Below are 24777 nucleotides of genomic sequence, written 5' to 3'. Positions count from 1 at the left end.
CCCGGATCTCGCAAAAAGATTGGGGCTCCCCGCGGCCGACCACTCTCCGTAAGATGCTCCGCGTGGTTCGCTACAGCGAACCGCGGTTCTTGGGGAAGCGATGGGGAGACGCAATGGACGCCGCACAGCAGGAAGCCACCGCAAAAGCGCGGGAACTGCAGCGGAACTGGTACGGGGAGCCGTTGGGGGCGCTCTTCCGCAAGCTCATAGACGACCTCGGGCTCAACCAGGCCCGGCTGGCGGGGGTACTGGGGCTGTCCGCCCCGATGCTGTCGCAGCTGATGAGCGGCCAGCGCGCGAAGATCGGCAACCCTGCGGTGGTCCAACGCGTGCAACTTCTCCAGGAGCTGGCGGCCCAGGTGGCGGACGGCAGCGTCAGCGCGGCCGAGGCGACCGAGCGCATGGAGGAGATCAAGCGGTCGCAAGGCGGCTCGGTGCTCAGCAACACCACGCACACGTCGAACACTTCGGGTGCGCCGACGGTCAAGCGGGTGGTCCGCGAGATCCAGTCGCTACTCCGCTCGGTCGCTGCGGCCGGTGACATCATCGATGCCGCGAACACCCTCGCCCCCAGCCACCCCGAACTGGCGGAATTCCTCCGGGTGTACGGCGCGGGCCGCACCTCGGACGCGGTCACGCACTACCAGTCCCACCAGAACTGACACCGCGGGGGGGGCGAATCGCGCGTCGAGGGGGGATCCGAAGGGGGACAGCCCCAGGGGGAGGAGCGACGCACAGCCATGGGTGAGGTCTTCGCCGGCCGGTACGAGCTGGCCGACCCGGTCGGGCGCGGTGGAGTCGGCGCGGTGTGGCGGGCCTGGGACCACCGCCGTCGCCGGTACGTGGCCGCCAAGGTCCTCCAACAGCGCGACGCGCACTCCCTGCTGCGCTTCGTGCGGGAGCAGGCGCTGCGGATCGACCACCCCCATGTGCTCGCGCCGGCCAGCTGGGCCGCCGACGACGACCAGGTCCTGTTCACCATGGACCTGGTGGCCGGCGGCTCCCTGGTCCACCTGGTCGGGGACTACGGCCCACTGCCCCCGGCGTTCGTACGCACTCTGCTCGACCAGTTGCTTTCGGGCCTCGCGGCGGTGCACGCGGAGGGTGTCGTGCACCGTGACATCAAGCCCGCCAACATCCTGCTGGAGGCCACCGGAACCGGCCGGCCCAGGCTGCGCCTGTCGGACTTCGGCATCGCGATGCGGCTGGGCGAACCGCGGCTGACGGAGACCAATCTGGTGGTGGGGACGCCGGGTTACCTCGCTCCCGAGCAGATGATGGGCGCCGAACCCGACTTCCCCGCCGATCTGTTCGCCACCGGTCTGGTCGCCCTCTATCTGCTCCAGGGCGCCAAGCCGGACGCCAAGGCGCTCGTGGAGTATTTCGCCGAGCACGGAACTCCCGGTGCGCCCAAGGGCGTTCCCGAGCCGCTGTGGCAGGTCGTGGCGAACTTGCTGCAACCCGATCCACAGGCCAGGTTCCGTACCGCGACCGGTGCGCGCAAGGCCCTTGCCGCGTGCGCCGAGCTCCTGCCGGAGCCGGGCCCCGACGACGAGTTGATCGAGATCTTCGAGCAACTCGGCCCACTGCCACCGGGGTTCGGACCCGAGGGTCCGCTCACCCGGAGCCCTGGGGTGACGGTCGGACGGACGGCGGCGTCCGGTTCGGCCGGTTCGGTCGGCGGTTCCGGGATTCCCGGTACCGGGGCCGCCGCTCCCGGTAACGGCGGTTCCATGGCTTCCGGTGCGGGTGCCGCTTCCGGGAGCGGGGGCGTGCCGGACCCGCGTCTCGATCCCCGGGAGGGGACCGGGTCGGCGCCGAGCACGGACGGCAGCGGTCTGCCGTCGGAGCCGCCCCAGCCCTCCACCATGTCCGACACGGGCAGCTTCCACCTGCCACCGCCCCGGACCGCCGCCCCGGCTCGGGAGGTCCCGCCGCCCCAGGGCGCTCCCTCGCAAGCTGTTCCATCTCCTGCCGTGCCCCCGCACACCACGCCCCCGCAGGCCGTCCCCCCGGCACCGGCCGCCCCTCCCCCGTCCGGCCCCTCGTCCGGTGGCACGCCGCTCGAACCCGCGGCCCACGTCTCCCCTCACGACCCCACCCACGTGCTGTCCTCCCCCGATCCGCGGCAGCGCGCTGATGTCTCCACCGCTTCGTACACCGCCCAGGCCCCGCAGGTTCCCGTTCCGGCGCGGGGAGCCTCACGCCACCGCGCCGGACGGCCCCGCCGCCCCGGCCCGCCCGCGACGGTGGCGATCCCGCTGCTGCTCCTCGCGCTGGCCTGCTACGCAGTCGGTTTCTGGGCACTGAGCCGTCTGTAAGGCGCGCCACAGGCCGGTCCCAGCCAATCCTGGCCGATCCGCGGCCGCCCCGGCGATCGCGTGCCTCTCGCGCCTCTCCCGCCGCTCTACAGGGCGTCGGCCCTGCGGCGGGCGAGCACCGTCCACGCCCCGAGGACGGCCAGCAGGACCGTTCCCGCGCCGATCCCACCGACGGCGAGCGCCCAGAGCGCCGCGGAGCCGTCAGCCGCCCCGGCCGGGGTCGCCGCGGCCCGGTCGTGGGCGGTGACCTCGAAGAGCTGCCCGGGTTCGGACCGGCCCGCGTAGTCCGGACCTGGCTGCGCCGTGCCGTCCACCCGTACCCGCAGGACCAGACCGTAGGGCCCCTCGCCGAAGGAGTCGGCGGTCTGGGCTGCGAGGTGCACGACCAGGTAGTGGAGGCCGGCGAACCGCATCCCCTTGACCTGGGCGGCGAAGCCGTGGCGGTTGGCATGGGCGACCGGCGGCACGGGTGCGAGGGCGGCGGACGTCTGCCGGCCGCTGTAACCGGCGTACGCCTCCTCGACGTATCCGCGCACCGGGTTGTAGAGCGACAGGGTCAGCGCGCCGTTCACATAGCCGCTGCCGCCGCTGGAACTGCCCAGCTCGACGCCGGCGTTCAGCTGCTGCCCCCAGTCGACCGGGACCTTGTAGAAGAGGGTCTGGCCGGGCCGGATACGGGTGCGCCACACGCCCTGCCCGACCGTGCTCGCCGCGGCGAACCCGGCGCCCCCGGCCCGTTCGGCCGCCTGGCCGGTGACCGGCTGGGGCGAGGCGGAGTTCCAGGACCCGGGCGCGCTCGTGGCCCCGGCGCGTTCCAGCGGCGGCTCCGAGACGACGGCGAGTTCCAGGGGCCAGGTGTCGGACGAGGATGCCTTGGCGCCGACGCGTTCGACGAGGACGTAGTACGACCCGGCACCCTGGCACAGGGGACGGCCGGAGGAGACCTCGCGCGCGCCCCACGCGGCAACGGGATGCGGACTGCGGCTCGGGCCGAAGCGGGCGGCCTGCGAGGAGCAGGAGGCGCCGCGGGCGTCCCGCACCGAGATCCTGAGGCCGTCGGTGGCGGCGACCGTGGTGCCGGCTCCGGGCACCGCCGTGGCGGAGACGTAGGCGGTGGAGGCGGCGTCCAGGTCGAGGCGGTAGTACAGCTTGCCGCTGCCCGGCAGGGAACTCCTGTAGGTGCGGCCCGGTTCGAGGGGTAAGGCGTCCGTGGTGCTCGTGGCTCCCGTGACGGACCGGGCCCCGTCGGTGAAGGCGTACGGGTCCGCTTCGCCGGCCGCGAGAGCGCTCGGCCCGGGGCCGGCCGCCGCGAGGCACAGTGCCGCCGCGGCCACGGCCAGGCGCACGGCGAGCTGGTGCGAGAGACACCGGCCGCGCCGATCACGCCGTGAGCGCCCTGCCGCCGCCCGCCGTCCCGCCCCACGCCGTACCATCCCGCGCCACCCCTCGCGTTCCGTCCCTCCGGACGTCGCCCATCATTCCCCGGGGGCCGCTACGCCATCCGCGCATTCCCCGGGCGCACACGCGACAACGGTCTCAGGAAGCGACACCTACCTCACCCTCCGCGACCCCGCAACACGAGAGCGGGCCCGCCGGGACCGGGGCCCACAACACAAAACCCCGACCGCTACGGCGGTCGGGGCCTGCTCAGTTCGGGATGTCGGTGCTCACGAACCCGTGGGCACGGAGTCAGTCGCCTCCGTCCACAGATCCTGCTCGGCGCGATCCGCCTGGATCTGGCGGTACACGAGGAGCCCGCCGATGGCGGCCAGTGCGACCAGGAGAAGCTTCTTCACCGCGCGACCTCGTCTTTCGTTGACGTAGGGGACCTCTGGCGCCCGACTATACACACCGGCCGATACCGATCGGTGACCTGCGTCGGCTGTCAACTGCCGTGCGCGCGAGCGCAGTAGGCGGGGACGAAACCGCTCCGACCGGAGGGTGATCACACCCGCACAGACGGTTACTTTTGGGTGCGCTCATCCCACCTTCACACCTTTTCACCGCTCGTGCGCCCATCCGAGTGGTGTTCATCCGAAGATCGCCGCGCCATGGGCGTTGGTCCACCACTTCGCGGCGCTCATACACATGATGAGCAAAGTACGCAAATCGCCCAACCTGAAAGTGAGGGGCCATGGACCAGCACAAAGTCATGAAGTTGTGGACCGCCATCGTCACCGCCTTCCTCGCGCTCTGCACGGCGCTCGGACTCATCACCACGACGGCCGCCTCCGCGGCCGCGGTCGCGCCGCAGCCCGAGACGGCGCCCAAGAGCACCGCACCGGTCCCGGCACAGACGACGCCGCCCTTGTCCAAGCCCCAAACCCCGTCCTTGCCCCCGACGATGAAACAGCGCATCCGCGCCGAGGCTCACGGAAGAACCCCGGGCTGCCGTCACCGCCCGCCGGTCGACGCCTTCTCCCTCGCCGCCGAACCCCGATGCCTCCCGGACGAACCGCCGGCCCGGCCGGCCATCCCCCTCCAGCGCTGACAGGGCCGCACCGGCCCGGCCGGTGCCACCACCCGCACCCTTGACGTAACGGCGATTCGCGTACAGCACCAGCCGCAGAACGCGAAGCTCCCCGGCCACCACGGCCGGGGAGCTTCACCTGCGTCCGCGCCCCGGCTCCTCACACCTCGGGTTCGCTGCCATCGGTGTCCCGTTCACGGGACCGGCGCCGCTTCGGCCGGGGGCGGATGTGGTCGTGGACCGCGCCCGCAGTGGTCACCACGCCGACGACCAGCATGAGGGCGGAAAAGAGCCGCAGCATCCCCTGCCCGTACAGGGCCTGGTGGCCGAACCAGGCCAGGGCGACGCAGGTCATCAGACGGTCGCCGAATTTCCTCAGGCGCGGGTCCATGCACACTCCCGAGTACTGGACAGCGACTTCTCCGTCTGGGCACGAGGTACGAAAAAACCCCCGGCCCTATTGGTCCGGGGGTCTTCGTGCTGGTGGGGCTAACAGGATTTGAACCTGTGGCCTCATCCTTATCAGGGATGCGCTCTAACCAACTGAGCTATAGCCCCGCCGCGCTCTGCGGAGTGTGTCCCGCGCGCTGACTCCTGAAGATTAGCGCACGAGGGGGGCAGTCCCAAAATCGGTTGTCGGGGGACCGCCGGCGGACGTTTCGCGACACCGCCGCAGACGCCGTGGAGGGCGCGTCGGCCGGACTACTCGTCCTCGGCCAGCGTCAACTCGACGCCGCCGACGAAGCCCGCGGAGAGGTTGTACATGAACGCTCCGAGGGTCGCGAGGGCCGTCGCCAGCACCACGTCGATCACGGCGATGATCGACGTGAACATCAGCACGTGGGGGAGGGACAGGAAGGACTGGAGGTCGAAGCCGTTGGACTCGTTCGAGCCCGTGGCCTCGGAGATCGTCCCGCCGACCGTGGAGAACACACCCATCGCGTTCATGACCATCCACAGCACGGCGGCCGCCACGATCGTGCAGATGCCCAGGGCGATGGAGAGCAGGAAGCTGACCTTCATCACCGACCACGGATCGGCCTTGGCCACGCGCAGCCGGGCCTTGCGGGTGCGCGGTTCGGTACGCACGCCCGTACGCGGCCGGCGCACCGCCTGGGAGGCGGGCTCGGCCGCCGGGTAGGCCTGCGGCGGGTGGTACGGCCCGGAGGGCTGCTGGGACTGCCGCTCACCCGGCAGCGGAGAGCCCGCCGCCTGCTGACCGGCCGCGGCGTTCGCCTGCTGGGCCTGCGGACCTCGGGTGTCCGTCACCGTTCCCCCCTGGGATCCGTGAGTGTGGGGCGTGTGCGCATCGGCCGCGGGCGACTTGATCGCTTGCAGATTGGTCGTATGCGTGTCCGTCGCAGGCGCGGCGGAGCCACGGCCGCCGCCGTCCGCTCCCGTACCAGTGGAGGTACCGGCCGATCCGGCGCCCGTGGCTCCGCTCACGATGACTCTCTCCTCGAGCTACTCGGCCGAGGACACCTCGCCCTCGTCCGTGCCGCTGGTCGCGGCCCCCTCGGCGGTCTCGTCCACGGCCACGTCGCCGTCGACTTCCTCCGCCTCGCGCCCCGCCTCGGCGTTACGTGCGATACCGACGACGGCATCGCGCTTCCCCAGATTGATCAGTTGGACGCCCATGGTGTCACGGCCCGTCTCCCTGACCTCGTTGACTCGCGTACGAATCACACCGCCCGAGAGCGTGATGGCGAGGATCTCGTCGGTCTCCTCGACAACCAGCGCTCCCACGAGCGAACCGCGGTCCTCCACGGTCTTGGCGGCCTTGATGCCGAGGCCGCCGCGACCCTGGACGCGGTACTCGTCGACACGGGTCCGCTTGGCGTACCCGCCATCGGTGGCAGTGAACACGAACGTACCGGGTCGAACAACATTCATCGAGAGCAGTTCGTCGCCACCGCGGAAACTCATGCCCTTGACACCCGAGGTGGCACGGCCCATCGGACGCAGAGTGTCGTCCGAGGCGGTGAACCTGATCGATTGCGCCTTCTTGCTGATCAGAAGCAGATCATCATCGGCGGAGACCAGCTCGGCCCCGATCAGTTCGTCATCGGAACCGTCCTCCTGCTCACGCAGGTTGATCGCGATGACACCACCGGAGCGAGGAGAATCGTAATCCTTCAGAGGCGTCTTCTTGACCAGGCCCGCCTTGGTGCCGAGCACCAGGTACGGCGCCGCCTCGTAGTCGCGGATCGCGAGGATCTGAGCGATCGCCTCGTCCGGCTGGAAGGCCAGCAGGTTCGCCACGTGCTGACCGCGCGCGTCCCGGCCGGCGTCCGGCAGCTCGTAGGCCTTCGCCCGGTAGACCCGGCCCTTGTTGGTGAAGAACAGCAGCCAGTGGTGCGTGGTGGAGACGAAGAAGTGGTCGACGATGTCGTCTTCCTTCAGCTTCGTGCCGCGCACGCCCTTGCCGCCACGCTTCTGGGCGCGGTAGTCGTCGGTCTTGGTCCGCTTGATGTAGCCGCCGCGGCTGACCGTGACGACGATGTCCTCTTCGGCGATCAGGTCCTCGATGGACATGTCGCCCTCGTAGGGGATCAGCTTCGTCTTGCGGTCGTCGCCGAACTTCTCGACGATCGCCGCCAGCTCCTCGCTGACGATCCCGCGCTGGCGGACCGGGGAGGCGAGGATCTGGTTGTACTCGTTGATCTTGGCCTGGAGCTCGTCGTGCTCCTGGACGATCTTCTGCCGCTCCAGGGCGGCCAGTCGCCTCAGCTGCATCTCCAGGATGGCGTTGGCCTGGATCTCGTCGATCTCCAGCAGGCTCATCAGGCCCTCACGCGCGACCTCGACGGTCGCACTGCGCCGGATGAGCGCGATGACCTCGTCGATGGCGTCCAGGGCCTTCAGCAGACCGCGCAGGATGTGCGCCCGCTCCTCCGCCTTGCGCAGCCGGAACCGCGTACGGCGGACGACGACCTCGACCTGGTGCGTCACCCAGTGGCGGATGAACGCGTCCAGCGACAGCGTGCGCGGCACGCCGTCGACCAGCGCCAGCATGTTGGCGCCGAAGTTCGTCTGCAGGTCGGTGTGCTTGTAGAGGTTGTTCAGGACGACCTTGGCGACCGCGTCCCGCTTGAGGACGATCACCAGGCGCTGACCGGTGCGCGAGCTGGTCTCGTCGCGGACGTCCGCGATACCGCCGATCTTGCCGTCCTTCACCAGGTCGGCGATCTTCTGCGCGAGGTTGTCCGGGTTGACCTGGTACGGCAGCTCCGTGACCACCAGGCACTGGCGGTTCTGGATCTCCTCGACCTCGACCACGGCGCGCATGGTGATCGAGCCGCGGCCGGTGCGGTACGCCTCCTCGATGCCCTTGCGGCCGACGACGAGCGCGCCGGTGGGGAAGTCCGGGCCCTTGATCCGCTCGATCAGCGCGTCGAGGAGCTCCTCGTGGGAGGCCTCCGGGTTCTCCAGGTACCACTGGGCACCGGAGGCGACCTCGCGCAGGTTGTGCGACGGGATGTTCGTGGCCATGCCCACCGCGATGCCGGCCGAGCCGTTGATCAGCAGGTTCGGGAAGCGGGCGGGCAGGACGGTCGGCTCCTGGGAGCGGCCGTCGTAGTTGTCCGTGAAGTCGACGGTCCCCTCGTCGATGTCGCGGACCATCTCCATCGACAGCGGCGCCATCTTGCACTCGGTGTAGCGCATGGCCGCCGCCGGGTCGTTGCCCGGCGAACCGAAGTTGCCGTTGGAGTCCACCAGCGGCATCCGCATCGCCCACGGCTGCGCGAGGCGGACCAGCGCGTCGTAGATCGAGGAGTCGCCGTGCGGGTGGTAGTTGCCCATGACGTCGCCGACGACGCGGGCGCACTTGTAGAAGCCGCGGTCGGGACGGTAGCCACCGTCGTACATCGCGTACAGCACGCGGCGGTGGACGGGCTTGAGACCGTCCCTGACGTCCGGCAGCGCACGCGAGACGATGACGGACATCGCGTAGTCGAGGTACGAACGCTGCATCTCCGTCTCGAGCCCGACGGGCTCGACGCGCATGGCGAGTTCGCCGCCCTCTTCAGGGGTGACTGGAGTGTTCTCGTCGGCCATTGCTGGTGAGGATCCTTCCTGATGCGGTCAGCTGAGACCGACTCAGATGTCGAGGAAGCGGACGTCCTTGGCGTTGCGCTGGATGAACTGGCGGCGGGCCTCGACGTCCTCGCCCATCAGGACCGAGAACAGGTCGTCGGCCTGGGCGGCGTCGTCGAGGGTGACCTGGCCGAGCACACGGTGCTCCTGGTCCATGGTGGTCACACGCAGCTCCTCGGCGTTCATCTCGCCGAGACCCTTGAAGCGCTGGATCGAGTCCTCACGGACCCGCTTGCCGCGCTGGCGGCCCATCTCGAGGAGCGCGTCGCGCTCGCGGTCGGAGTACGCGTACTCGACGTCCTCCCGGCCCCACTTGATCTTGTACAGCGGGGGACGCGACAGGAACACGTGCCCGGCCTCGACCAGCGGCCGCATGAAGCGGAACAGGAAGGTCAGCAGCAGGGTGTTGATGTGCTGGCCGTCGACGTCGGCGTCCGCCATCAGGATGATCTTGTGATAGCGGAGCTTCTCGATGTCGAAGTCCTCGTGCACACCCGTGCCGAACGCGGAGATCAGCGCCTGGATCTCCTGGTTCTGCAGGATCTTGTCGATCCGCGCCTTCTCGACGTTGAGGATCTTGCCGCGGATCGGGAGGATCGCCTGGTACTCCGGGTTGCGGCCGGACTTGGCCGAGCCGCCGGCGGAGTCGCCCTCGACGATGAAGATCTCGCACTTGGTCGGGTCGTTCGACTGGCAGTCGGAGAGCTTGCCCGGCAGCGAGGCCGACTCCAGCAGGCCCTTGCGGCGGGTGAGGTCGCGGGCCTTGCGGGCCGCCACGCGCGCGGTGGCCGCCTGGATGCCCTTGCGGATGATGTCCGCCGCCTCGACCGGGTTGCGGTCCAGCCAGTCGTTGAGGTGCTCGTAGACGGCCTTCTGGACGAAGGTCTTCGCCTCCGTGTTGCCCAGCTTGGTCTTGGTCTGGCCCTCGAACTGCGGCTCGCTCAGCTTGACCGAGATGATCGCCGTCAGACCCTCGCGGATGTCGTCGCCCGTGAGGTTGTCGTCCTTGTCGCGCAGCAGCTTCTTGTCGCGCGCGTACTTGTTGATCAGGCTCGTGAGGGCCGCGCGGAAGCCCTCCTCGTGCGTACCGCCCTCGTGGGTGTGGATGATGTTCGCGAAGGAGTACACGCCCTCGCTGTAGCCGCCGTTCCACTGCATGGCGACCTCGAGGGACAGGCTCTTGTCCTTGTCCTCGGCCTCCAGGTCGATGACGGTGGGGTGCACCACTTCGCCCTTGCGGGAGTTGAGGTACTTCACGAAGTCGACGATGCCGCCGTCGTAGCGGTAGACGACCGCCTTGACCTCGTCCTTCTCGTCCGCACCCGCCTCGTCCGCCCCCGACGTGGCCTTCGCCGACTCACGCTCGTCGGTGAGCTTGATCGTCAGGCCCTTGTTGAGGAACGCCATCTCCTGGAAACGCCGCGACAGCGTCTCGAAGGAGTAGTCGGTGGTCTCGAAGATCTCCGGGTCGGCCCAGAACGTGACGGACGTGCCGGTCCGCTCGATGGCCTCGTGCTTGGCCAGCGGGGCGGTCGGGACGCCCATCTTGTAGTCCTGCGTCCAGCGGTGGCCGTCGGTCCTGACCTCGACCGAGACCTTGGCCGACAGGGCGTTCACGACGGAGACACCGACACCGTGCAGACCGCCGGAGACCGCGTAACCGCCGCCCCCGAACTTGCCGCCCGCGTGCAGGACGGTCAGCACGACCTCCAGGGCCGGCTTGTTCTCGGAGGGGACGATGCCCACCGGGATGCCGCGGCCGTTGTCGACCACGCGCACGCCGCCGTCGGCCAGGATCGTCACGTCGATGGTGTCCGCGTGCCCGGCCAGCGCCTCGTCGACGGAGTTGTCGACCACCTCGTACACGAGGTGGTGCAGGCCGCGCTCACCGGTGGAACCGATGTACATGCCGGGTCGCTTGCGGACCGCGTCCAGACCCTCGAGGACGGTGATCGCGCTGGCGTCGTAGGAGGCCGTGACCTCGCCGTTCGAGGATGCGGCCTCGTTCACGCCGGCGTCGGTGGACGGGATGTTCTCGTTGGGGTTGCCGGAATCGGCCACGAAGCGCCCTTTCTGGCACAGCACGAGCCGGGCTCCTGGGGGTGCCCCCTCCGGGGAGGGTTGCCGGAGCGGCTGCGGCATGTTGCGTTGGTAAGCCTTGATCAGCGTTGCTCAGCTTTTCCCGGACGGTCCCCACGATTGGGGCGGGATCGCCTTCCAGTCTACCGGTAGCGCCGACAGTGATGGGGGTTTGCCGGTACCTGAGTACGCATGTGGCGCCCTCAACCGGTCTTGGCCGGGTCCCGATATGCACAAGGGGGCTCCGAGAGGCTCACAGCGGCACTCAGCGCTTCCGGGCGTCAACACTTCGCTACTCCCGGGTCACGTAGGGATTCGCAAGAGCGTGCGGATGCGCGGAGGACCGCCGTCACGCACCCCGAAAGGACCGTCAGGGCCCCGTTGTGTGACGTCTGTCACCCATAGGTGTCGCCGGGTCCCGTACTGCCCGGAACCCGCAGCGGACCGTACCGGCGACCACCGCTGCCCGGCCCGAACACCTTGATCGTGCGCACCGCGCCGTGCCCCAGGTCCTCGTTGAGCCGGGCCACCAACGTCGGAGCCAGCAGCCGCAGATTCGTCGCCCACGCCGTCGAATCGCAGCGCACGGACAGCACCCGCTCGTCCTCGTCGTAGCGATCCGGCACACAGTGCTTGGCCACGTCCGCCCCGACGATCTGCGGCCAGCGCCCCATCACACCGCCCACCGCGGCAGGAGCCTCCCAGCCGCGCTCGGTGACGAGCCGGTTGATCGCCGCGCCGAGAGCCATCGGATCACGGCCGTCCGCCCGCGCCCCGGAACGCAGACCACCACGCCGCGCCTGCTTCCGCTGCTGCGCCGCGTCCCCACGCGCGCGTGCCGCCTCCTTCGCCGCACGCAGCGCCACGCGCGCGAGGTCCACGCCCGACGGCTCGGGCGCCTTTCCCCGGCCCGCGTCCCGCTCGCCGCTCATACGCGCTCCACCGTCCCGTCCGACACGGTGAACCGCGTACCCGTCAGCACGTGCGGTACGTCGTCGTCGACCGCGGCGGTCACCAGCACCTGCTCACCGGGCGCCACCAGCTCCGCCAGCCGCTCACGGCGACGGCTGTCCAGTTCCGCGAAGACGTCGTCGAGGATCAGCACCGGCTCATTGCCCTCCGCGCGCAGCAGGTCGTACGACGCCAGGCGCAGCGCCAGGGCGAACGACCAGGACTCGCCGTGCGAGGCGTACCCCTTCGCCGGCAGCTGGCCGAGCCTGAGCACCACGTCGTCCCGGTGCGGCCCCACGAGCGTCACGCCCCGCTCGATCTCCTGCTTGCGGACCTCCGCGAGCGCGGCCATCAGCTGCGCGTAGAGATCCTCACGCGTGTGTGCCTCGCCCGGCGCCGACGGCTTGTACTCCAGCACCACCGGACCACCGCCGGGCGCCAGCTGCTCGTACGCCTTGTCCGCCAGCGGCTCCAGCGCGGCGACCAGGTCAAGACGCTGCGCGAGCAGCTCGGCGCCCGCCCGCGCCAGATGCTGGTCCCACACGTCCAGCGTGGACAGGTCCATGGAACGGCCGCCGTGCCGGCGCGCCAGCGCGGCCGACTTCAGCAGCGTGTTGCGCTGCTTGAGCACCCGGTCGTAGTCCGAGCGCACCCCCGCCATGCGCGGGGAACGCGCCGTCACCAGCTCGTCGAGGAACCGCCGCCGCTCCCCGGGATCGCCCTTGACCAGGGCCAGATCCTCGGGCGCGAACAGCACGGTCCGCACGATGCCCAGCACATCCCGCGGCCTGACCTGCGAGGACCGGTTGATACGGGCGCGATTGGCCCGCCCGGGGTTCAGCTCCAGCTCGACCAGCTGCTGCCGCTCGCCCTGCCGCACCTGCGCCCGGACCACCGCACGCTCGGCGCCCATGCGGACCAGCGGAGCGTCGGAGGTGACCCGGTGGCTGCCGAGCGTGGCCAGATAGCCGATCGCCTCGACGAGATTCGTCTTGCCCTGGCCGTTCGGGCCGACGAACGCCGTGACACCCCGGTCGAGCGGCACCTCGGCCCGGACGTACGAGCGGAAGTCGGCCAGCGACAGATGCGTGACGTGCATGGTCGTTCACCGACCTCCCCCGGCGTTGCGGACCGCCGAGACGGTCCGGTGAAACTACTTCTTCTCCACGGCGTGACCGCCGAACTGGTTGCGCAGCGCGGCGATCATCTTCATCTGCGGCGAGTCGTCCTGACGCGAGGAGAACCGCGCGAACAGCGAGGCCGTTATCGCGGGCAGCGGCACGGCGTTGTCGATGGCCGCCTCCACGGTCCACCGGCCCTCGCCGGAGTCCTGCGCGTAGCCCCTCAGCTGCTCCAGGTGCTCGTCCTCGGCGAGGGCGTTCACCGCCAGGTCGAGCAGCCAGGAGCGGATGACGGTGCCCTCCTGCCAGGAGCGGAAGACCTCGCGGACGTTCTCCACGGAGTCGACCTTCTCCAGCAGCTCCCAGCCCTCGGCGTAGGCCTGCATCATCGCGTACTCGATGCCGTTGTGGACCATCTTGGCGAAGTGGCCCGCCCCGACCTTGCCGGCGTGCACGGCGCCGAGGTCGCCCTCCGGCTTGAGCGCGTCGAAGACCGGCTGCACCTTGGCGACGTTCTCCGCGTCGCCGCCGTACATCAGCGCATAGCCGTTCTCCAGGCCCCACACACCGCCGGAGACGCCGCAGTCGACGAAGCCGATGCCCTTGGCGGCCAGTTCCTCGGCGTGCCTCTCGTCGTCCGTCCAGCGGGAGTTCCCGCCGTCCACGACCACGTCGCCGGGCTCCAGCAGCTCGGCGAGGGCGTCGATCGTGCCCTGGGTGGGCTCGCCGGCCGGGACCATCACCCAGACCACGCGCGGGCCGTGCAGCTTGCCCACAAGCTCTTCCAGGCTGTGGACATCGGCGAGGTCCGGGTTGCGGTCGTATCCGATGACGGTGTGGCCGGCGCGGCGGATCCGCTCGCGCATGTTGCCGCCCATCTTGCCGAGGCCGACGAGACCGAGCTCCATCAGTTGCGTTCCTTAGGTTTCACGACGTGGCGTTGCGGCACTTTCGTACCTGCGTCCGAGCCTAGACCCGGACGCTCGCGCACATCCGTGGGCATACCCGCTCATTCGTATGCCCGGACCTGAGGCCGCCACCTGCGGGAACGCGCCCGGCAGGCAGCCCGCTCAGCCGCTCAGGCGCACCGGCATGATCAGGTACTTGTAGGCCTCGTCCGCCTCGGCGTCCACCGCGGGCTTGCCGCTGAGCAGCGCCGGCTTGGTGGACGTCGTGAAGGACAGCTGCGCCACCGGGGAGTCGATCGCGCTGAGGCCGTCCAGCAGGAACGTCGGGTTGAAGGCGATCGAGATGTCGTCGCCCTCCAGCTGCGCGTCGACCCTCTCCACAGCCTGTGCGTCGTCGCTGGAGCCGGCCTCCAGGATCAGCACGCCCTGCTCGAAGCTCAGGCGCACCGGGGTGTTGCGCTCGGCGACCAGCGCCACGCGCTTGACGGCCTCCACGAAGGGGGCGGTCTCGATGACGGCCACGGAGTTGAACTCGGTCGGGAACAGGGTGCGGTACTTCGGGAGGTCGCCCTCCAGCAGCCGCGTGGTCGTACGCCGCCCGGCACCCTCGAAGCCGATCAGGCCCTCACCGGAACCCGAGCCGGACAGTGCCAGGATCACGCTGTCGCCGCTGGTCAGCGCCTTGGCGGTGTCCAGCAGGGTCTTGGCGGGCACCAGGGCGACCGCGGAGGCGTCCGGGTTCTCCGGCTTCCACAGGAACTCGCGGACCGCGAAGCGGTAGCGGTCGGTGGAGGCCAGCGTGACGGTGTCGCCCTCGATCTCGATGCGGACACCGGTCAGCACGGGCAGCGTGTCGTCGCGGCCGGCCGCGATCGCCACCTGCTGCACGGCGGAGGCGAAGACCTCGCCGGGGACCGTGCCCGTCGCGTTCGGCATCTGCGGGAGCGCCGGGTACTCCTCCACAGGCAGGGTGTGGAGGGTGAAGCGCGAGGAGCCGCAGACCACCGTCGCCCGTACACCGTCTGTGGAGATCTCCACCGGCCGGTTGGGCAGGGCGCGCGAGATGTCGGCGAGCAGGCGGCCGGAGACGAGGACCGTGCCCTCCTCCTCGACCTCGGCCTCCACGGACACACGCGCCGAGACCTCGTAGTCGAAGCTGGACAGGCTCAGCTGGCCGTCCTCCGCCTTGAGCAGCAGGCCGGCGAGAACAGGCGCCGGCGGACGGGCCGGCAGGCTGCGTGCCGCCCACGCCACTGCCTCCGCGAGTACGTCGCGTTCCACCCGGATCTTCACCGTAAGCCGCCTCCTGCTGTTGCTACTGAGTCCTCCGACTCGGTGTCACCGCCCACTGGGACGGGAAGGACACCGGGGACCAGTCTGACGCACAGCACTGACAGTAGGCGCCCGTCGGGGTCAAGTCGCTGCGAGGCGCGGTCGGGCTCGAGAGCTCGAGTTGTGCACAGGCCCCGCTTCGAAACGGATTCCGCTCTCTCTCTGGTCAGCAGTAGTAGTAGGGCCTGTGGATACCGTGGATAACCACGTTTGCCCAGCTCAGCGCGGGAATTTTGTCCACGGGCCCTGTGGGTGGGACCGGTGGACAACTCACCGTCTCTGTGGAGAACGGGAAGTTCTGCACACCCCGCCCACAGGTTGAGGGCAGTTCTCCCCAGCTGCGTCCCCAGCTTTACCCAGGTTTCCCACATGCCAACCGTGTGGCTCGGTGTGACGGCTTTCACTCGACGCGGTGACCAGGGGCGTCGCGTTGCCGAACAGTGGACAGGGGTGTGGAGAAGCAGCCGATCCTTGGGGACAACGGCCCCCAGCCTGTGGGTTGCCGGTGGACAACTCTGGCCGCCACCTGTGGACATCCGCTTCATCCACAGTCTGTGGAGATCGTTCGTCCACCATTCCACAGGCCTCTGAGCTGGAGGGATGATGTGCCGATCGCACAGCCTGTGGAAGCGATCTGGACAACTTCCCGGTCCCCAGGATGTGGACGGAAAAAAGTCGGCGAATCTGTGGAGGACGGCCGTAACCCGCCGCGGATTCGAACAGCGGTGGACGCCCGACGGCTCGGGGCAGTACGCCGCGACGGCTCAGGGACGGGCGGTGCAACGGCTCAGCGCCGGACGGCTGGACGCCACAACGACTCAGGGCGCCTCCGGGATCCGCTCCCGGAGGCGCCCTGAGCGCCGCTGTGGGTGTTCTCAGCCGTTCTTGATGCGGTTGGTCAGCTCCGTGACCTGGTTGTAGATGGAGCGCCGCTCGGCCATCAGCGCGCGGATCTTGCGGTCCGCGTGCATCACGGTGGTGTGGTCGCGGCCGCCGAACTGCGCGCCGATCTTCGGCAGCGACAGGTCGGTCAGCTCGCGGCACAGGTACATGGCGATCTGGCGGGCCGTGACCAGCTGGCGGCCGCGCGAGGTGCCGCAAAGGTCCTCGACCGTGAGGCCGAAGTAGTCCGCGGTCGACGCCATGATGGCCGGCGCGGTGATCTCGGGGGTCGAGTCCTCGCCGCCGGGGATGAGGTCCTTCAGGACGATTTCCGTCAGGCCCAGGTCCACCGGCTGCCGGTTGAGCGAGGCGAACGCCGTCACCCGGATCAGCGCGCCCTCCAGCTCGCGGATGTTGCGCGAGATCCGCGAGGCGATGAACTCCAGCACCTCGGGCGGGGCGTTCAGCTGCTCCTGCACCGCCTTCTTGCGCAGGATCGCGATACGCGTCTCCAGCTCGGGCGGCTGGACGTCGGTGATCAGCCCCCACTCGAACCGGTTGCGCAGCCGGTCCTCCAGCGTCACGAGCTGCTTGGGCGGCCGGTCGCTGGAGAGCACGATCTGCTTGTTGGCGTTGTGGAGGGTGTTGAAGGTGTGGAAGAACTCCTCCTGCGTCGACTCCTTGTCCGCGAGGAACTGGATGTCGTCGACGAGCAGGATGTCCATCTCGCGGTACCGCTTGCGGAAGCTGTCGCCCTTGCCGTCGCGGATGGAGTTGATGAACTCGTTGGTGAACTCCTCGGAGCTCACGTAGCGCACGCGCGTGCCCGGGTACAGGCTGCGCGCGTAGTGGCCGATCGCGTGCAGCAGGTGCGTCTTGCCGAGCCCGGACTCCCCGTAGATGAACAGTGGGTTGTACGCCTTGGCGGGTGCCTCGGCGACGGCGACCGCGGCCGCGTGCGCGAAGCGGTTGGACGCGCCGATGACGAACGTGTCGAAGAGGTACTTGGGGTTCAGGCGCGCGGTCGGCTCGACGGGTCCGGCCGCCGGTGCGGGCTGCGCGGCCAGCGGGCCGGGGGCGCCGTGGGGGCCGTGGGGGCCGCCGCGGCGCGCATGACCGGGGCCGGCCGGCTCCGGCTGCTCGCGGTGGCCGGTGTCGCGCTGGTCGTAGTCACGGGCGTCACGGGCATCGTAATCGCCGCGGGACGGGTCGTAGTCGGAGCGCGGCTGGTCGTACGGCGGGCGCTCCATCGACGGGGAGCGGTAGTCCTGCGCGTAGGAGTCCTTGGCCGGCCCGTACGCGTCCTGGTGGCCGTACCCGGTCTCCTGCGGGCCGTAGGCGTCCTGGGACGGCGAGGCGTAGGGGTCCCGCTCCGGGAAGCCGAGCCGCTGCTGCTGCCACCCGTAGTCGTCCTGGTGGTGGCGCGGCCAGGCGCCGGGCTCGGGACGCTGGTACTCGGCGTACTCCGAGGGGTAGGCGGGACGGGCGGTCGGGAGGTGGTCGCCGCCGTCCGCCGGCTGGGCGCCCGTGCGATGGGGCGGCATCTGGTCGCCCTGGCCACCCGGGTACTGGTCGGGGCGGGCGGGACGGTGGGCGTCCGCCCGGCGCCTGCCGTAGCCCTCGTAGCCGCCGCCCTGGCCCGTGGGCAGCTCCTGGTCCTCGTAGCGCGGCGCCGGGGCGGGCGCGGGGGCCTGGGACTCGCCCACAGAGCTGTCGACGGTGATCGCGATGCGGATCGGGCGGCCGCACTCGCGGCTCAGCGACTCGCTGACGGCCGGGGCGAGGCGCCCTTCGAGTACGCCCTTGGCGAATTCGTTCGGCACCGCGAGCAGCGCGGTGTCCGCGACCAGCGCGAGCGGCTGGCAGCGCCGGATCCAGTGTTCGTCCTTCGCCTCGACGCCGTGTACGCGTCCCTCGCCGAGAAGCTGCTCAAGAACCCGTGGCCACACTGCGGCAAGATCGGCAGGTACGTCAGCCACAGGGCACGCTCTCTCACAGGTCCCACGAACGTGTGGTGCGGGACGGGTCGGTATCTAAAACGGGTGGGGCGGGGGACATGGGAACGAATCGGAGTCCAGTCACGGTAGTCAGCGTGACGGCTGCGGTTCAAGTCGTTGTCCCCAGCCTGTGGACAGTGTCCCTCGGGGGCGGCGGGTTTGACCGGATGGCCCAGCCGCGCGTACCGTACCCAGGTCGAGTTGTCGATGGCTGCTGCCGCCTGCCTCCGAAGGGCACAGATCACGTCAAGGGTGATCGGACAGCGGTGCACTTGGGCGTTACTGCGAGCTACTCGTGGGCGCACGGTGACAGCCAGGACGGCACCCCGCCACTACTGATTCTTTCTGGAGCCCCCGAGTGAGCAAGCGCACCTTCCAGCCGAACAACCGTCGTCGCGCGAAGACCCACGGCTTCCGGCTGCGTATGCGCACCCGTGCCGGCCGCGCGATTCTCGCGTCTCGCCGTAGCAAGGGTCGCGCCCGTCTGTCCGCCTGATTCCGGTCAGGTCATGACGTCGTGCTGCCCACCGAGAACCGGCTGAGGCGGCGCGAGGACTTCGCGACCGCGGTACGACGAGGGCGTCGAGCCGGACGCCCGCTTCTCGTCGTCCATCTACGCAGCGGTGCCACGGACCCGCACGCGCCAGGGGAGAGCGCTCCCCCGTCGCGTGCGGGTTTCGTCGTGAGCAAGGCGGTGGGCGGCGCGGTCGTCCGCAACGCGGTGAAGCGCAGACTTCGCCATCTGATGCGCGACCGAGTCGCCTTGCTGCCCCCCGGTAGCCTGGTAGTCGTACGAGCGCTGCCCGGTGCGGGCGACGCCGACCACGCACAGCTGGCCCGAGACCTGGATGCCGCCCTTCGACGGCTGCTGGGAGGGGGCACGCGATGAAGTACCCGCTGCTGGCTTTGATCAAGCTGTACCAGTGGACCATCAGCCCGTTGCTCGGGCCGGTGTGCAAGTACTACCCGTCGTGTTCCCACTACGGCTACACGGCCATCGACCGGCACGGTGCGATCAAGGGAACGGCGCTCACAGCGTGGCGCATCCTACGGTGCAATCCGTGGTCGCTCGGCGGTGTGGACCATGTTCCGCCGCGCAAGCGTCCGCGGTGGCACGAAATGCTGCGTGACGCCTGGCGTGCGCGCAGGGGCGGGTCCTCCGCCGCCGAAACGGCCACCGACGGGAAGATGCCGGCGGTCCCGGCCGCAGAGACCTCGTCCCATGCCCAAGGAGCATGATTAGTGGACACGATTGCCAGCCTCTTCAGCTTCATCACGACACCCGTTTCCTGGGTCATCGTCCAGTTCCACACGGTGTACGGCACGATCTTCGGCCCTGACACCGGGTGGGCCTGGGGCCTGTCCATCGTGTCCTTGGTGATTCTGATCCGCATCTGCCTGATTCCGCTCTTCGTGAAGCAGATCAAGGCGACCCGGGCCATGCAGACGCTCCAGCCCGAGATGAAGAAGATCCAGGAGCGCTACAAGAACGACAAGCAGCGTCAGTCCGAAGAGATGATGAAGCTGTACAAGGAGTCGGGTACCAACCCGCTCTCCTCGTGCCTTCCCATCCTGGCGCAGTCGCCGTTCTTCTTCGCCCTGTACCACGTGCTCAACGGCATCGCGACGGGCAAGACGATCGGCGTCATCGACGATCAGCTGCTGGCCAGTGCCCGTAAGGCGCACATCGTGGGGGCGCCGCTCGCTGCGAAGTTCATGGACAGCACCGACAAGGTCACCGCGCTCGGCGCCACGCTGACCGACGTCCGCGTGGTGACCGCAGTCATGATCATCCTGATGTCGGCGTCGCAGTTCTACACGCAGCGCCAGCTGATGACGAAGAACGTCGACACGACGGTGAAGACGCCGTTCATGCAGCAGCAGAAGATGCTGATGTACGTCTTCCCGGTCATGTTCGCCATCTTCGGCATCAACTTCCCCGTCGGTGTCCTCGTCTACTGGCTGACCACCAACGTGTGGACCATGGGCCAGCAGATGTACGTCATCCACAACAACCCCACCCCGGGTTCCAAGGCCCAGGCCGCCTATCTGGAGCGGCTCTTCAAGCACGTCTCGCACCATGGCAAGACCCGCAACCGGCGGGAGAAGGCCATCGTCAAGGCGATCGTGGTCAAGGGTCGTGACCGCAACGAGTTCGAGCGCAAGTTCATCAACGGTCTGAACAAGGCGGGTCTCGCGGCCCAGTCGGACGGCTCCGTGATGATGGGCGACAGCGCCGCCGTCGCGCAGGCCGAGGACGGTACGACCGCCACCGCCACCGCTCCCCGGCGCCAGCAGCCCAAGCGGCAGAGCAAGGCGCAGCGTCAGTCGGGCGGCACGAAGCCGGCCGAGGAGGCGACGGAGTCCCTGTCGCTGACCAAGTCCGACGAGCCGGAGGACGCTCCGGCCGCGGCCGGCAAGAACGCCGCCTCGAAGCCCGGCAACGGCACCCGCAGCAAGGCCCAGTCCGGACAGCGCAAGGGTCCGCAGCGGCCCAAGTCCCCGTCCAAGAAGTAAGAAGGAGCCCATCCCGTGACGGAAGGCACCACCTCCGCCGCTGCCGAGGGCGCGGACGCCCTGACCCGCCTGGAGCAGGAGGGCGAGATCGCGGCGGACTACCTCGAGGGTCTACTGGACATCGCCGACCTCGACGGTGACATCGACATGGATGTCGAGGCCGACCGCGCCTCTGTCTCGATCATCAGTGACAGCAGCGGTCGCGACCTGCAGAAGCTGGTCGGCCGGGACGGCGAGGTGCTGGAGGCACTGCAGGAGCTCACGCGCCTGGCCGTGCACCGGGAGACCGGCGACCGCAGCCGTCTGATGCTGGACATCGCGGGCTACCGCGCCAAGAAGCGGACCGAGCTGTCCGAGCTGGGCGCGAAGGCCGCCGCCGAGGCCAAGAGCAGTGGCGAGCCGGTGAAGATGCAGCCGATGACTCCGTTCGAGCGCAAGGTCGTGCACGACGCGGTCAAGGCCGCCGGCCTGCGCAGCGAGTCGGAGGGCGAGGAGCCGCAGCGCTTCGTCGTCGTGCTTCCCGCCTGAGCGGTCCCACGTTCCACCGGCCCCGTCTGTTGCGCAGGCGGGGCCGTACTTTGTCAGCCTGGTAGTTCTGATGGTCGGCGCCGAGAGCGCCGATGCGGTACGGAAGGACGGTCCCCGTGACGGCGGAAGCGGAGCTCCCCCCTGCGCCCGAGCAGGCACGTGACGTATTTGGTGATCGCTTCACGGATGCGGTCCGGTACGCCGAGCTGCTGGCCGAGGCAGGAGTGCAGCGAGGGCTGATCGGCCCGCGTGAGGTACCCCGTCTGTGGGAGCGGCATCTGCTGAACTGTGCCGTGCTCTCGGAGGTGGTTCCCGAGGGCGTGACGGTGTGCGACGTGGGCTCGGGCGCCGGTCTGCCGGGCATTCCCCTGGCCCTGGTCCGCGAGGACCTGAAGATCACGCTGCTGGAGCCGCTGCTGCGGCGCACCAACTTTCTCACCGAGGTCGTGGAGCTGCTGGGTCTCGACCACGTCACCGTTGTCCGGGGCCGTGCCGAGGAAGTGATGGGCCAGCTTCCGCCGGTCCACGTGGTCACCGCTCGCGCGGTGGCGCCGCTGGACCGCCTGGCGACGTGGGGCATCCCGCTGCTGCGTCCCTACGGGGAGATGCTGGCCCTCAAGGGGGACACCGCCGAGGAGGAGCTGAAGAGCGCGGCCACTGCGCTGAGCAAGCTCGGCGCGGTGGAGACGTCCATCCTGCATGTGGGTGAGGGCGTCGTGGATCCGTGCTCCACCGTCGTGCGGGTCGAGGTCGGGGAGAGCCCGGGTGGCGTGCGCTTCGCGGCCAAGCGGGCGAAGGCGGCGCGGACGGGTCGGACACGACGGCGCCGATAGCCGGTCGTACTCCACACAAGCTGCCAAACCTCCGCATGCCGGAGTGTCGCGACAGTCCGGCCTCGGCCGCTGTGCATCGTGTTTCACGTGAAACGTCGCTCACTGCTGCACGGCATCATCGACCGTGGTCGCGCTGCGGCCAAACCTCGCGACCGCAAGCCTCTCGGTGCACTCGGACAGGGATCAGGGTTGTCCACAGAGGTGGATTTCTCCACAGAACGTCAGGCCTCACTGGTTCACGACCCCGAAGGCATGGGAGGCTCTGTGCATTGCGAGCCTGAAGTCGAGGAGAGTGAATCCTTGCGGTCCGACGCCAACATTGCGGGACCGATGACCGATCCGGTCCCCGGTCCCCGTACCGAATCGATGGGGGAGGATGTTTCACGTGAAACGCCGCCCCCGATGGACGACACTCCCATCGGTCGTGCTGCCCAACTGGCGGTCGAGGCTCTGGGCCGCGCCGGCGAGGGTCTGCCCCAGCCCGAACAGACCCGAGTCATGGTGGTGGCCAACCAGAAGGGTGGCGTGGGCAAGACGACGACGACCGTCAACCTTGCCGCCTCGCTGGCTCTGCACGGTGCCCGTGTCCTGGTGGTCGACCTCGACCCGCAGGGCAATGCCTCCACGGCGCTGGGCATCGACCATCACGCCGACGTCCCCTCCATCTACGACGTCCTGGTGGAGAGCAGGCCGCTGGCCGAGGTCGTCCAGCCCGTCCCCGATGTCGAGGGTCTCTTCTGCGCCCCTGCCACGATCGATCTCGCCGGTGCGGAGATCGAGCTGGTGTCCCTGGTGGCGCGGGAGAGCCGGCTTGAGCGGGCGATCCAGGCCTACGAGCAGCCGCTGGACTACATCCTCATCGACTGCCCGCCCTCGCTCGGCCTGCTGACGGTCAACGCGCTCGTCGCCGGCCAGGAGGTTCTCATCCCGATTCAGTGCGAGTACTACGCGCTGGAGGGCCTGGGGCAGCTGCTCCGCAACGTCGACCTGGTCCGGGGGCATCTGAACCCCACCCTGCATGTGTCGACCATCCTGCTCACCATGTACGACGGCCGGACGCGCCTGGCGTCCCAGGTCGCGGAAGAGGTGCGCAGCCACTTCGGTGAGGAGGTGCTGCGGACGAGCATTCCTCGCTCGGTCCGTATCTCCGAGGCGCCGAGCTACGGGCAGACGGTGCTGACTTACGATCCAGGGTCAAGCGGTGCCCTCTCCTATCTGGAGGCGGCACGAGAAATCGCGCTGAGGGGCGTCGGTGTCAGCTACGACGCCACGCACGCCCACGTCAGCGCACAGGGTGATCCGAACATGGTGGAGGGGATTCAGTGAGTGAGCGACGGAGGGGGTTGGGTCGCGGTCTCGGCGCGCTGATCCCCGCTGCCCCGACCGGGGAGAAGCCGCCGGCTCCGGCGACGGCAGGAGGCGCGGGCTCCGCGTCGTCCTCGGCTGTCCCGGTGCTGACGGGTGACCGCGGTGACCGGGGGGTGGCGGCGAAGGTGACCACGCTGCCCTCTGTTTCACGTGAAACAGTGCAGCCGCAGGCGAGCAGCTCGGCTGAGGTGACCGCGTCGGTGATGGGCGCCCACTTCGCCGAGATCCCCCTCGACGCCATCACGCCCAATCCGCGCCAGCCGCGTGAGGTCTTCGACGAGGACGCGCTGGCCGAGCTCGTCACCTCCATCCAGGAGGTCGGGCTTCTCCAGCCCGTCGTCGTCCGGCAGCTCGGCCCGGCGCGCTATGAGCTCATCATGGGTGAGCGGCGCTGGCGGGCCTGCCGTGAGGCAGGGCTCGCGGCCATCCCGGCGATCGTGCGCGCGACGGATGACGAGAAGCTTCTCCTGGACGCCCTGCTGGAGAACCTGCACCGGGCCCAGCTGAACCCGCTGGAAGAGGCAGCCGCCTACGACCAGCTGCTGAGGGACTTCAACTGCACGCACGACCAGCTGGCGGACCGGATCGGCCGGTCCCGCCCGCAGGTCTCCAACACCCTGCGTCTGCTGAAGCTCTCGCCGGCCGTGCAGCGCCGGGTCGCCGCCGGAGTTCTTTCGGCGGGACATGCGCGGGCGCTGCTCTCCGTCGAGGACTCGGAGGAGCAGGACCGGCTTGCCCATCGGATCGTCGCCGAGGGACTGTCGGTGCGGGCGGTCGAGGAGATCGTGACCTTGATGGGGTCGCGGCCGACGGCGGCCCCTCGGTCCAAGGGGCCGCGTGCCGGAGGTCGGGTCTCCCCGGCCCTGTCCGACCTCGCGACGCGTCTGTCCGACCGTTTTGAGACGCGGGTGAAGGTCGACCTGGGGCAGAAGAAGGGCAAGATCACCGTCGAGTTCGCCTCCATGGAGGACCTGGAGCGCATCCTCGGCACGCTGGCTCCGGGCGAGGGCCCGGTCATGCAGCAGAGTCTTCTGGACGGCGAAGAGCCGGAGGAGGAGACGGAGGGCTGAGCCCGTCCGCTGGATGGTTTCCGCTCGATCGCTCGGCACAGGCGGGTCGTGTCCGGTGTGTACCGGAACACGGCCCGCTCTTTGCTTTCAGGCGGTATCGATGCAATCGCATCGTCGATACGATGCGTTCGGGTATGACGCATCCACCCGGCGGTACCTCTAGAGGGAGGCAGGGCATGCGAACGGTGAGCCGCACCGGAATGCTCGGCGCGGTCTTGGGGCTGGGTGCGGTCGGCGGATTCGTTGGCAGCCTCCTCAAGGAACGCAGCGCTCTGACAGCCGCGCGTGGCGCCGCGGGCGAA

22 protein-coding genes and 1 tRNA gene are annotated in these 24777 nt (G+C 69.4%); 11 read left to right on the top strand and 12 right to left on the bottom strand.

Features of this window, described 5'->3' with window-relative positions:
• Nucleotides 1–113: 113 nt before the first annotated feature.
• Both OIE49_RS18390 and OIE49_RS18385 read left to right on the top strand, forming a co-directional pair.
• Entirely contained in the window at nt 114–662 is a 549-nt protein-coding gene (locus tag OIE49_RS18390) for a helix-turn-helix domain-containing protein (RefSeq protein ID WP_326803266.1), read from the top strand.
• Between the two features lie 78 nt (nt 663–740).
• The gene (locus OIE49_RS18385) at nt 741–2321 is read left to right on the top strand and encodes a serine/threonine-protein kinase (RefSeq protein WP_326803265.1); all 1581 of its coding nucleotides are present in this window, start codon (nt 741–743) and stop codon (nt 2319–2321) included.
• Nucleotides 2322–2407: 86 nt separating this feature from the next.
• Here the strand turns inward: OIE49_RS18385 and OIE49_RS18380 are convergent, their stop codons facing one another.
• The gene (locus OIE49_RS18380; RefSeq protein ID WP_442812252.1) at nt 2408–3754 is read right to left on the bottom strand and encodes a hypothetical protein; all 1347 of its coding nucleotides are present in this window, start codon (nt 3752–3754) and stop codon (nt 2408–2410) included.
• Nucleotides 3755–3988: 234 nt separating this feature from the next.
• Complete coding sequence (locus OIE49_RS18375) at nt 3989–4117, bottom strand: DLW-39 family protein (RefSeq protein WP_003999697.1); 129 nt, start codon at nt 4115–4117, stop codon at nt 3989–3991.
• A 338-nt stretch (nt 4118–4455) separates the two neighbouring features.
• On the opposite strand from OIE49_RS18375, the gene OIE49_RS18370 reads away from it, so the two are divergent.
• A complete protein-coding gene (locus OIE49_RS18370; RefSeq protein ID WP_326803263.1) occupies nt 4456–4812 on the top strand; it encodes a DUF6344 domain-containing protein in 357 nt (118 codons plus the stop codon).
• Nucleotides 4813–4951: 139 nt separating this feature from the next.
• On the opposite strand, the gene OIE49_RS18365 is transcribed toward OIE49_RS18370, so the two are convergent.
• From OIE49_RS18365 to dnaA, 10 genes are all read right to left on the bottom strand, one after another.
• Nucleotides 4952–5182 carry a hypothetical protein gene (locus OIE49_RS18365; RefSeq protein WP_326803262.1) on the bottom strand — a complete coding sequence of 77 codons (231 nt, stop codon included), beginning with the start codon at nt 5180–5182 and terminating at the stop codon, nt 4952–4954.
• Between the two features lie 90 nt (nt 5183–5272).
• Nucleotides 5273–5349, bottom strand: a tRNA-Ile gene (locus OIE49_RS18360).
• A gap of 144 nt (nt 5350–5493) precedes the next feature.
• Nucleotides 5494–6237 carry a DUF3566 domain-containing protein gene (locus tag OIE49_RS18355; RefSeq protein WP_326803261.1) on the bottom strand — a complete coding sequence of 248 codons (744 nt, stop codon included), beginning with the start codon at nt 6235–6237 and terminating at the stop codon, nt 5494–5496.
• Between the two features lie 18 nt (nt 6238–6255).
• Nucleotides 6256–8850 carry a DNA gyrase subunit A gene (gene gyrA, locus OIE49_RS18350; protein WP_326803260.1) on the bottom strand — a complete coding sequence of 865 codons (2595 nt, stop codon included), beginning with the start codon at nt 8848–8850 and terminating at the stop codon, nt 6256–6258.
• Nucleotides 8851–8892: 42 nt separating this feature from the next.
• The gene (gyrB, locus tag OIE49_RS18345; RefSeq protein ID WP_326803258.1) at nt 8893–10974 is read right to left on the bottom strand and encodes a DNA topoisomerase (ATP-hydrolyzing) subunit B; all 2082 of its coding nucleotides are present in this window, start codon (nt 10972–10974) and stop codon (nt 8893–8895) included.
• A 389-nt stretch (nt 10975–11363) separates the two neighbouring features.
• Nucleotides 11364–11900: a DUF721 domain-containing protein gene (locus OIE49_RS18340; RefSeq protein ID WP_326803257.1), complete on the bottom strand. Its 537-nt coding sequence runs from the start codon at nt 11898–11900 to the stop codon at nt 11364–11366.
• On the bottom strand, nt 11897–13018 hold the full coding sequence (recF, locus tag OIE49_RS18335; RefSeq protein WP_100570535.1) for a DNA replication/repair protein RecF: 1122 nt from the start codon (nt 13016–13018) through the stop codon (nt 11897–11899). Before recF ends, OIE49_RS18340 begins: the two co-directional genes overlap by 4 nt.
• A gap of 54 nt (nt 13019–13072) precedes the next feature.
• Nucleotides 13073–13948 carry a phosphogluconate dehydrogenase (NAD(+)-dependent, decarboxylating) gene (gene gnd / locus OIE49_RS18330; RefSeq protein ID WP_100570534.1) on the bottom strand — a complete coding sequence of 292 codons (876 nt, stop codon included), beginning with the start codon at nt 13946–13948 and terminating at the stop codon, nt 13073–13075.
• Between the two features lie 162 nt (nt 13949–14110).
• A complete protein-coding gene (gene dnaN / locus OIE49_RS18325) occupies nt 14111–15241 on the bottom strand; it encodes a DNA polymerase III subunit beta (protein ID WP_100570533.1) in 1131 nt (376 codons plus the stop codon).
• 914 nt (nt 15242–16155) lie between these two features.
• Entirely contained in the window at nt 16156–18141 is a 1986-nt protein-coding gene (gene dnaA / locus OIE49_RS18320; RefSeq protein ID WP_326803256.1) for a chromosomal replication initiator protein DnaA, read from the bottom strand.
• 376 nt (nt 18142–18517) lie between these two features.
• Between dnaA and rpmH the strand changes: the two genes are divergently transcribed.
• The 8 genes from rpmH (at nt 18518) to OIE49_RS18280 (ending at nt 24475) form a co-directional block, all read left to right on the top strand.
• On the top strand, nt 18518–18655 hold the full coding sequence (gene rpmH / locus OIE49_RS18315; RefSeq protein WP_003956500.1) for a 50S ribosomal protein L34: 138 nt from the start codon (nt 18518–18520) through the stop codon (nt 18653–18655).
• A gap of 21 nt (nt 18656–18676) precedes the next feature.
• On the top strand, nt 18677–19048 hold the full coding sequence (rnpA, locus tag OIE49_RS18310) for a ribonuclease P protein component (RefSeq protein ID WP_326803255.1): 372 nt from the start codon (nt 18677–18679) through the stop codon (nt 19046–19048).
• Nucleotides 19045–19398 carry a membrane protein insertion efficiency factor YidD gene (gene yidD / locus OIE49_RS18305; RefSeq protein WP_100570530.1) on the top strand — a complete coding sequence of 118 codons (354 nt, stop codon included), beginning with the start codon at nt 19045–19047 and terminating at the stop codon, nt 19396–19398. Before rnpA ends, yidD begins: the two co-directional genes overlap by 4 nt.
• Nucleotides 19399–19401: 3 nt before the next feature.
• Nucleotides 19402–20676 (top strand): membrane protein insertase YidC, encoded by a 1275-nt coding sequence (gene yidC / locus OIE49_RS18300; protein WP_326803254.1) that lies wholly within the window; start codon nt 19402–19404, stop codon nt 20674–20676.
• A 15-nt stretch (nt 20677–20691) separates the two neighbouring features.
• Entirely contained in the window at nt 20692–21204 is a 513-nt protein-coding gene (locus OIE49_RS18295) for a Jag family protein (RefSeq protein ID WP_100570528.1), read from the top strand.
• Between the two features lie 116 nt (nt 21205–21320).
• Nucleotides 21321–22037 carry a 16S rRNA (guanine(527)-N(7))-methyltransferase RsmG gene (gene rsmG / locus OIE49_RS18290; protein WP_100570527.1) on the top strand — a complete coding sequence of 239 codons (717 nt, stop codon included), beginning with the start codon at nt 21321–21323 and terminating at the stop codon, nt 22035–22037.
• 252 nt (nt 22038–22289) lie between these two features.
• Nucleotides 22290–23363 carry a ParA family protein gene (locus OIE49_RS18285; protein WP_326806262.1) on the top strand — a complete coding sequence of 358 codons (1074 nt, stop codon included), beginning with the start codon at nt 22290–22292 and terminating at the stop codon, nt 23361–23363.
• Complete coding sequence (locus OIE49_RS18280) at nt 23360–24475, top strand: ParB/RepB/Spo0J family partition protein (protein WP_326803253.1); 1116 nt, start codon at nt 23360–23362, stop codon at nt 24473–24475. The genes OIE49_RS18285 and OIE49_RS18280 overlap by 4 nt, the downstream gene beginning before the upstream one ends.
• Nucleotides 24476–24777: the final 302 nt, after the last annotated feature.

The organism is Streptomyces sp. NBC_01788 (assembly GCF_035917575.1).
In the GTDB taxonomy this organism is placed as follows: Bacteria; Actinomycetota; Actinomycetes; order Streptomycetales; family Streptomycetaceae; genus Streptomyces.
Note: the sequence above shows the minus strand (reverse complement) of the source record. Positions and strands in the feature narration are given on the sequence as shown.

Bases quoted from the DNA above. Each gene is read 5' to 3' on its own strand.
- OIE49_RS18340 (WP_326803257.1), bottom strand. From the start codon at position 11,900: ATGAGCGGCGAGCGGGACGCGGGCCGGGGAAAGGCGCCCGAGCCGTCG.
- OIE49_RS18285 (WP_326806262.1), top strand. From the start codon at position 22,290: ATGGGAGGCTCTGTGCATTGCGAGCCTGAAGTCGAGGAGAGTGAATCC.
- OIE49_RS18385 (WP_326803265.1), top strand. From the start codon at position 741: ATGGGTGAGGTCTTCGCCGGCCGGTACGAGCTGGCCGACCCGGTCGGG.
- OIE49_RS18370 (WP_326803263.1), top strand. From the start codon at position 4,456: ATGGACCAGCACAAAGTCATGAAGTTGTGGACCGCCATCGTCACCGCC.
- OIE49_RS18380 (WP_442812252.1), bottom strand. From the start codon at position 3,754: ATGGTACGGCGTGGGGCGGGACGGCGGGCGGCGGCAGGGCGCTCACGG.
- recF (WP_100570535.1), bottom strand. From the start codon at position 13,018: ATGCACGTCACGCATCTGTCGCTGGCCGACTTCCGCTCGTACGTCCGG.
- gyrA (WP_326803260.1), bottom strand. From the start codon at position 8,850: ATGGCCGACGAGAACACTCCAGTCACCCCTGAAGAGGGCGGCGAACTC.
- yidD (WP_100570530.1), top strand. From the start codon at position 19,045: ATGAAGTACCCGCTGCTGGCTTTGATCAAGCTGTACCAGTGGACCATC.
- OIE49_RS18390 (WP_326803266.1), top strand. From the start codon at position 114: ATGGACGCCGCACAGCAGGAAGCCACCGCAAAAGCGCGGGAACTGCAG.
- gnd (WP_100570534.1), bottom strand. From the start codon at position 13,948: ATGGAGCTCGGTCTCGTCGGCCTCGGCAAGATGGGCGGCAACATGCGC.
- OIE49_RS18365 (WP_326803262.1), bottom strand. From the start codon at position 5,182: ATGGACCCGCGCCTGAGGAAATTCGGCGACCGTCTGATGACCTGCGTC.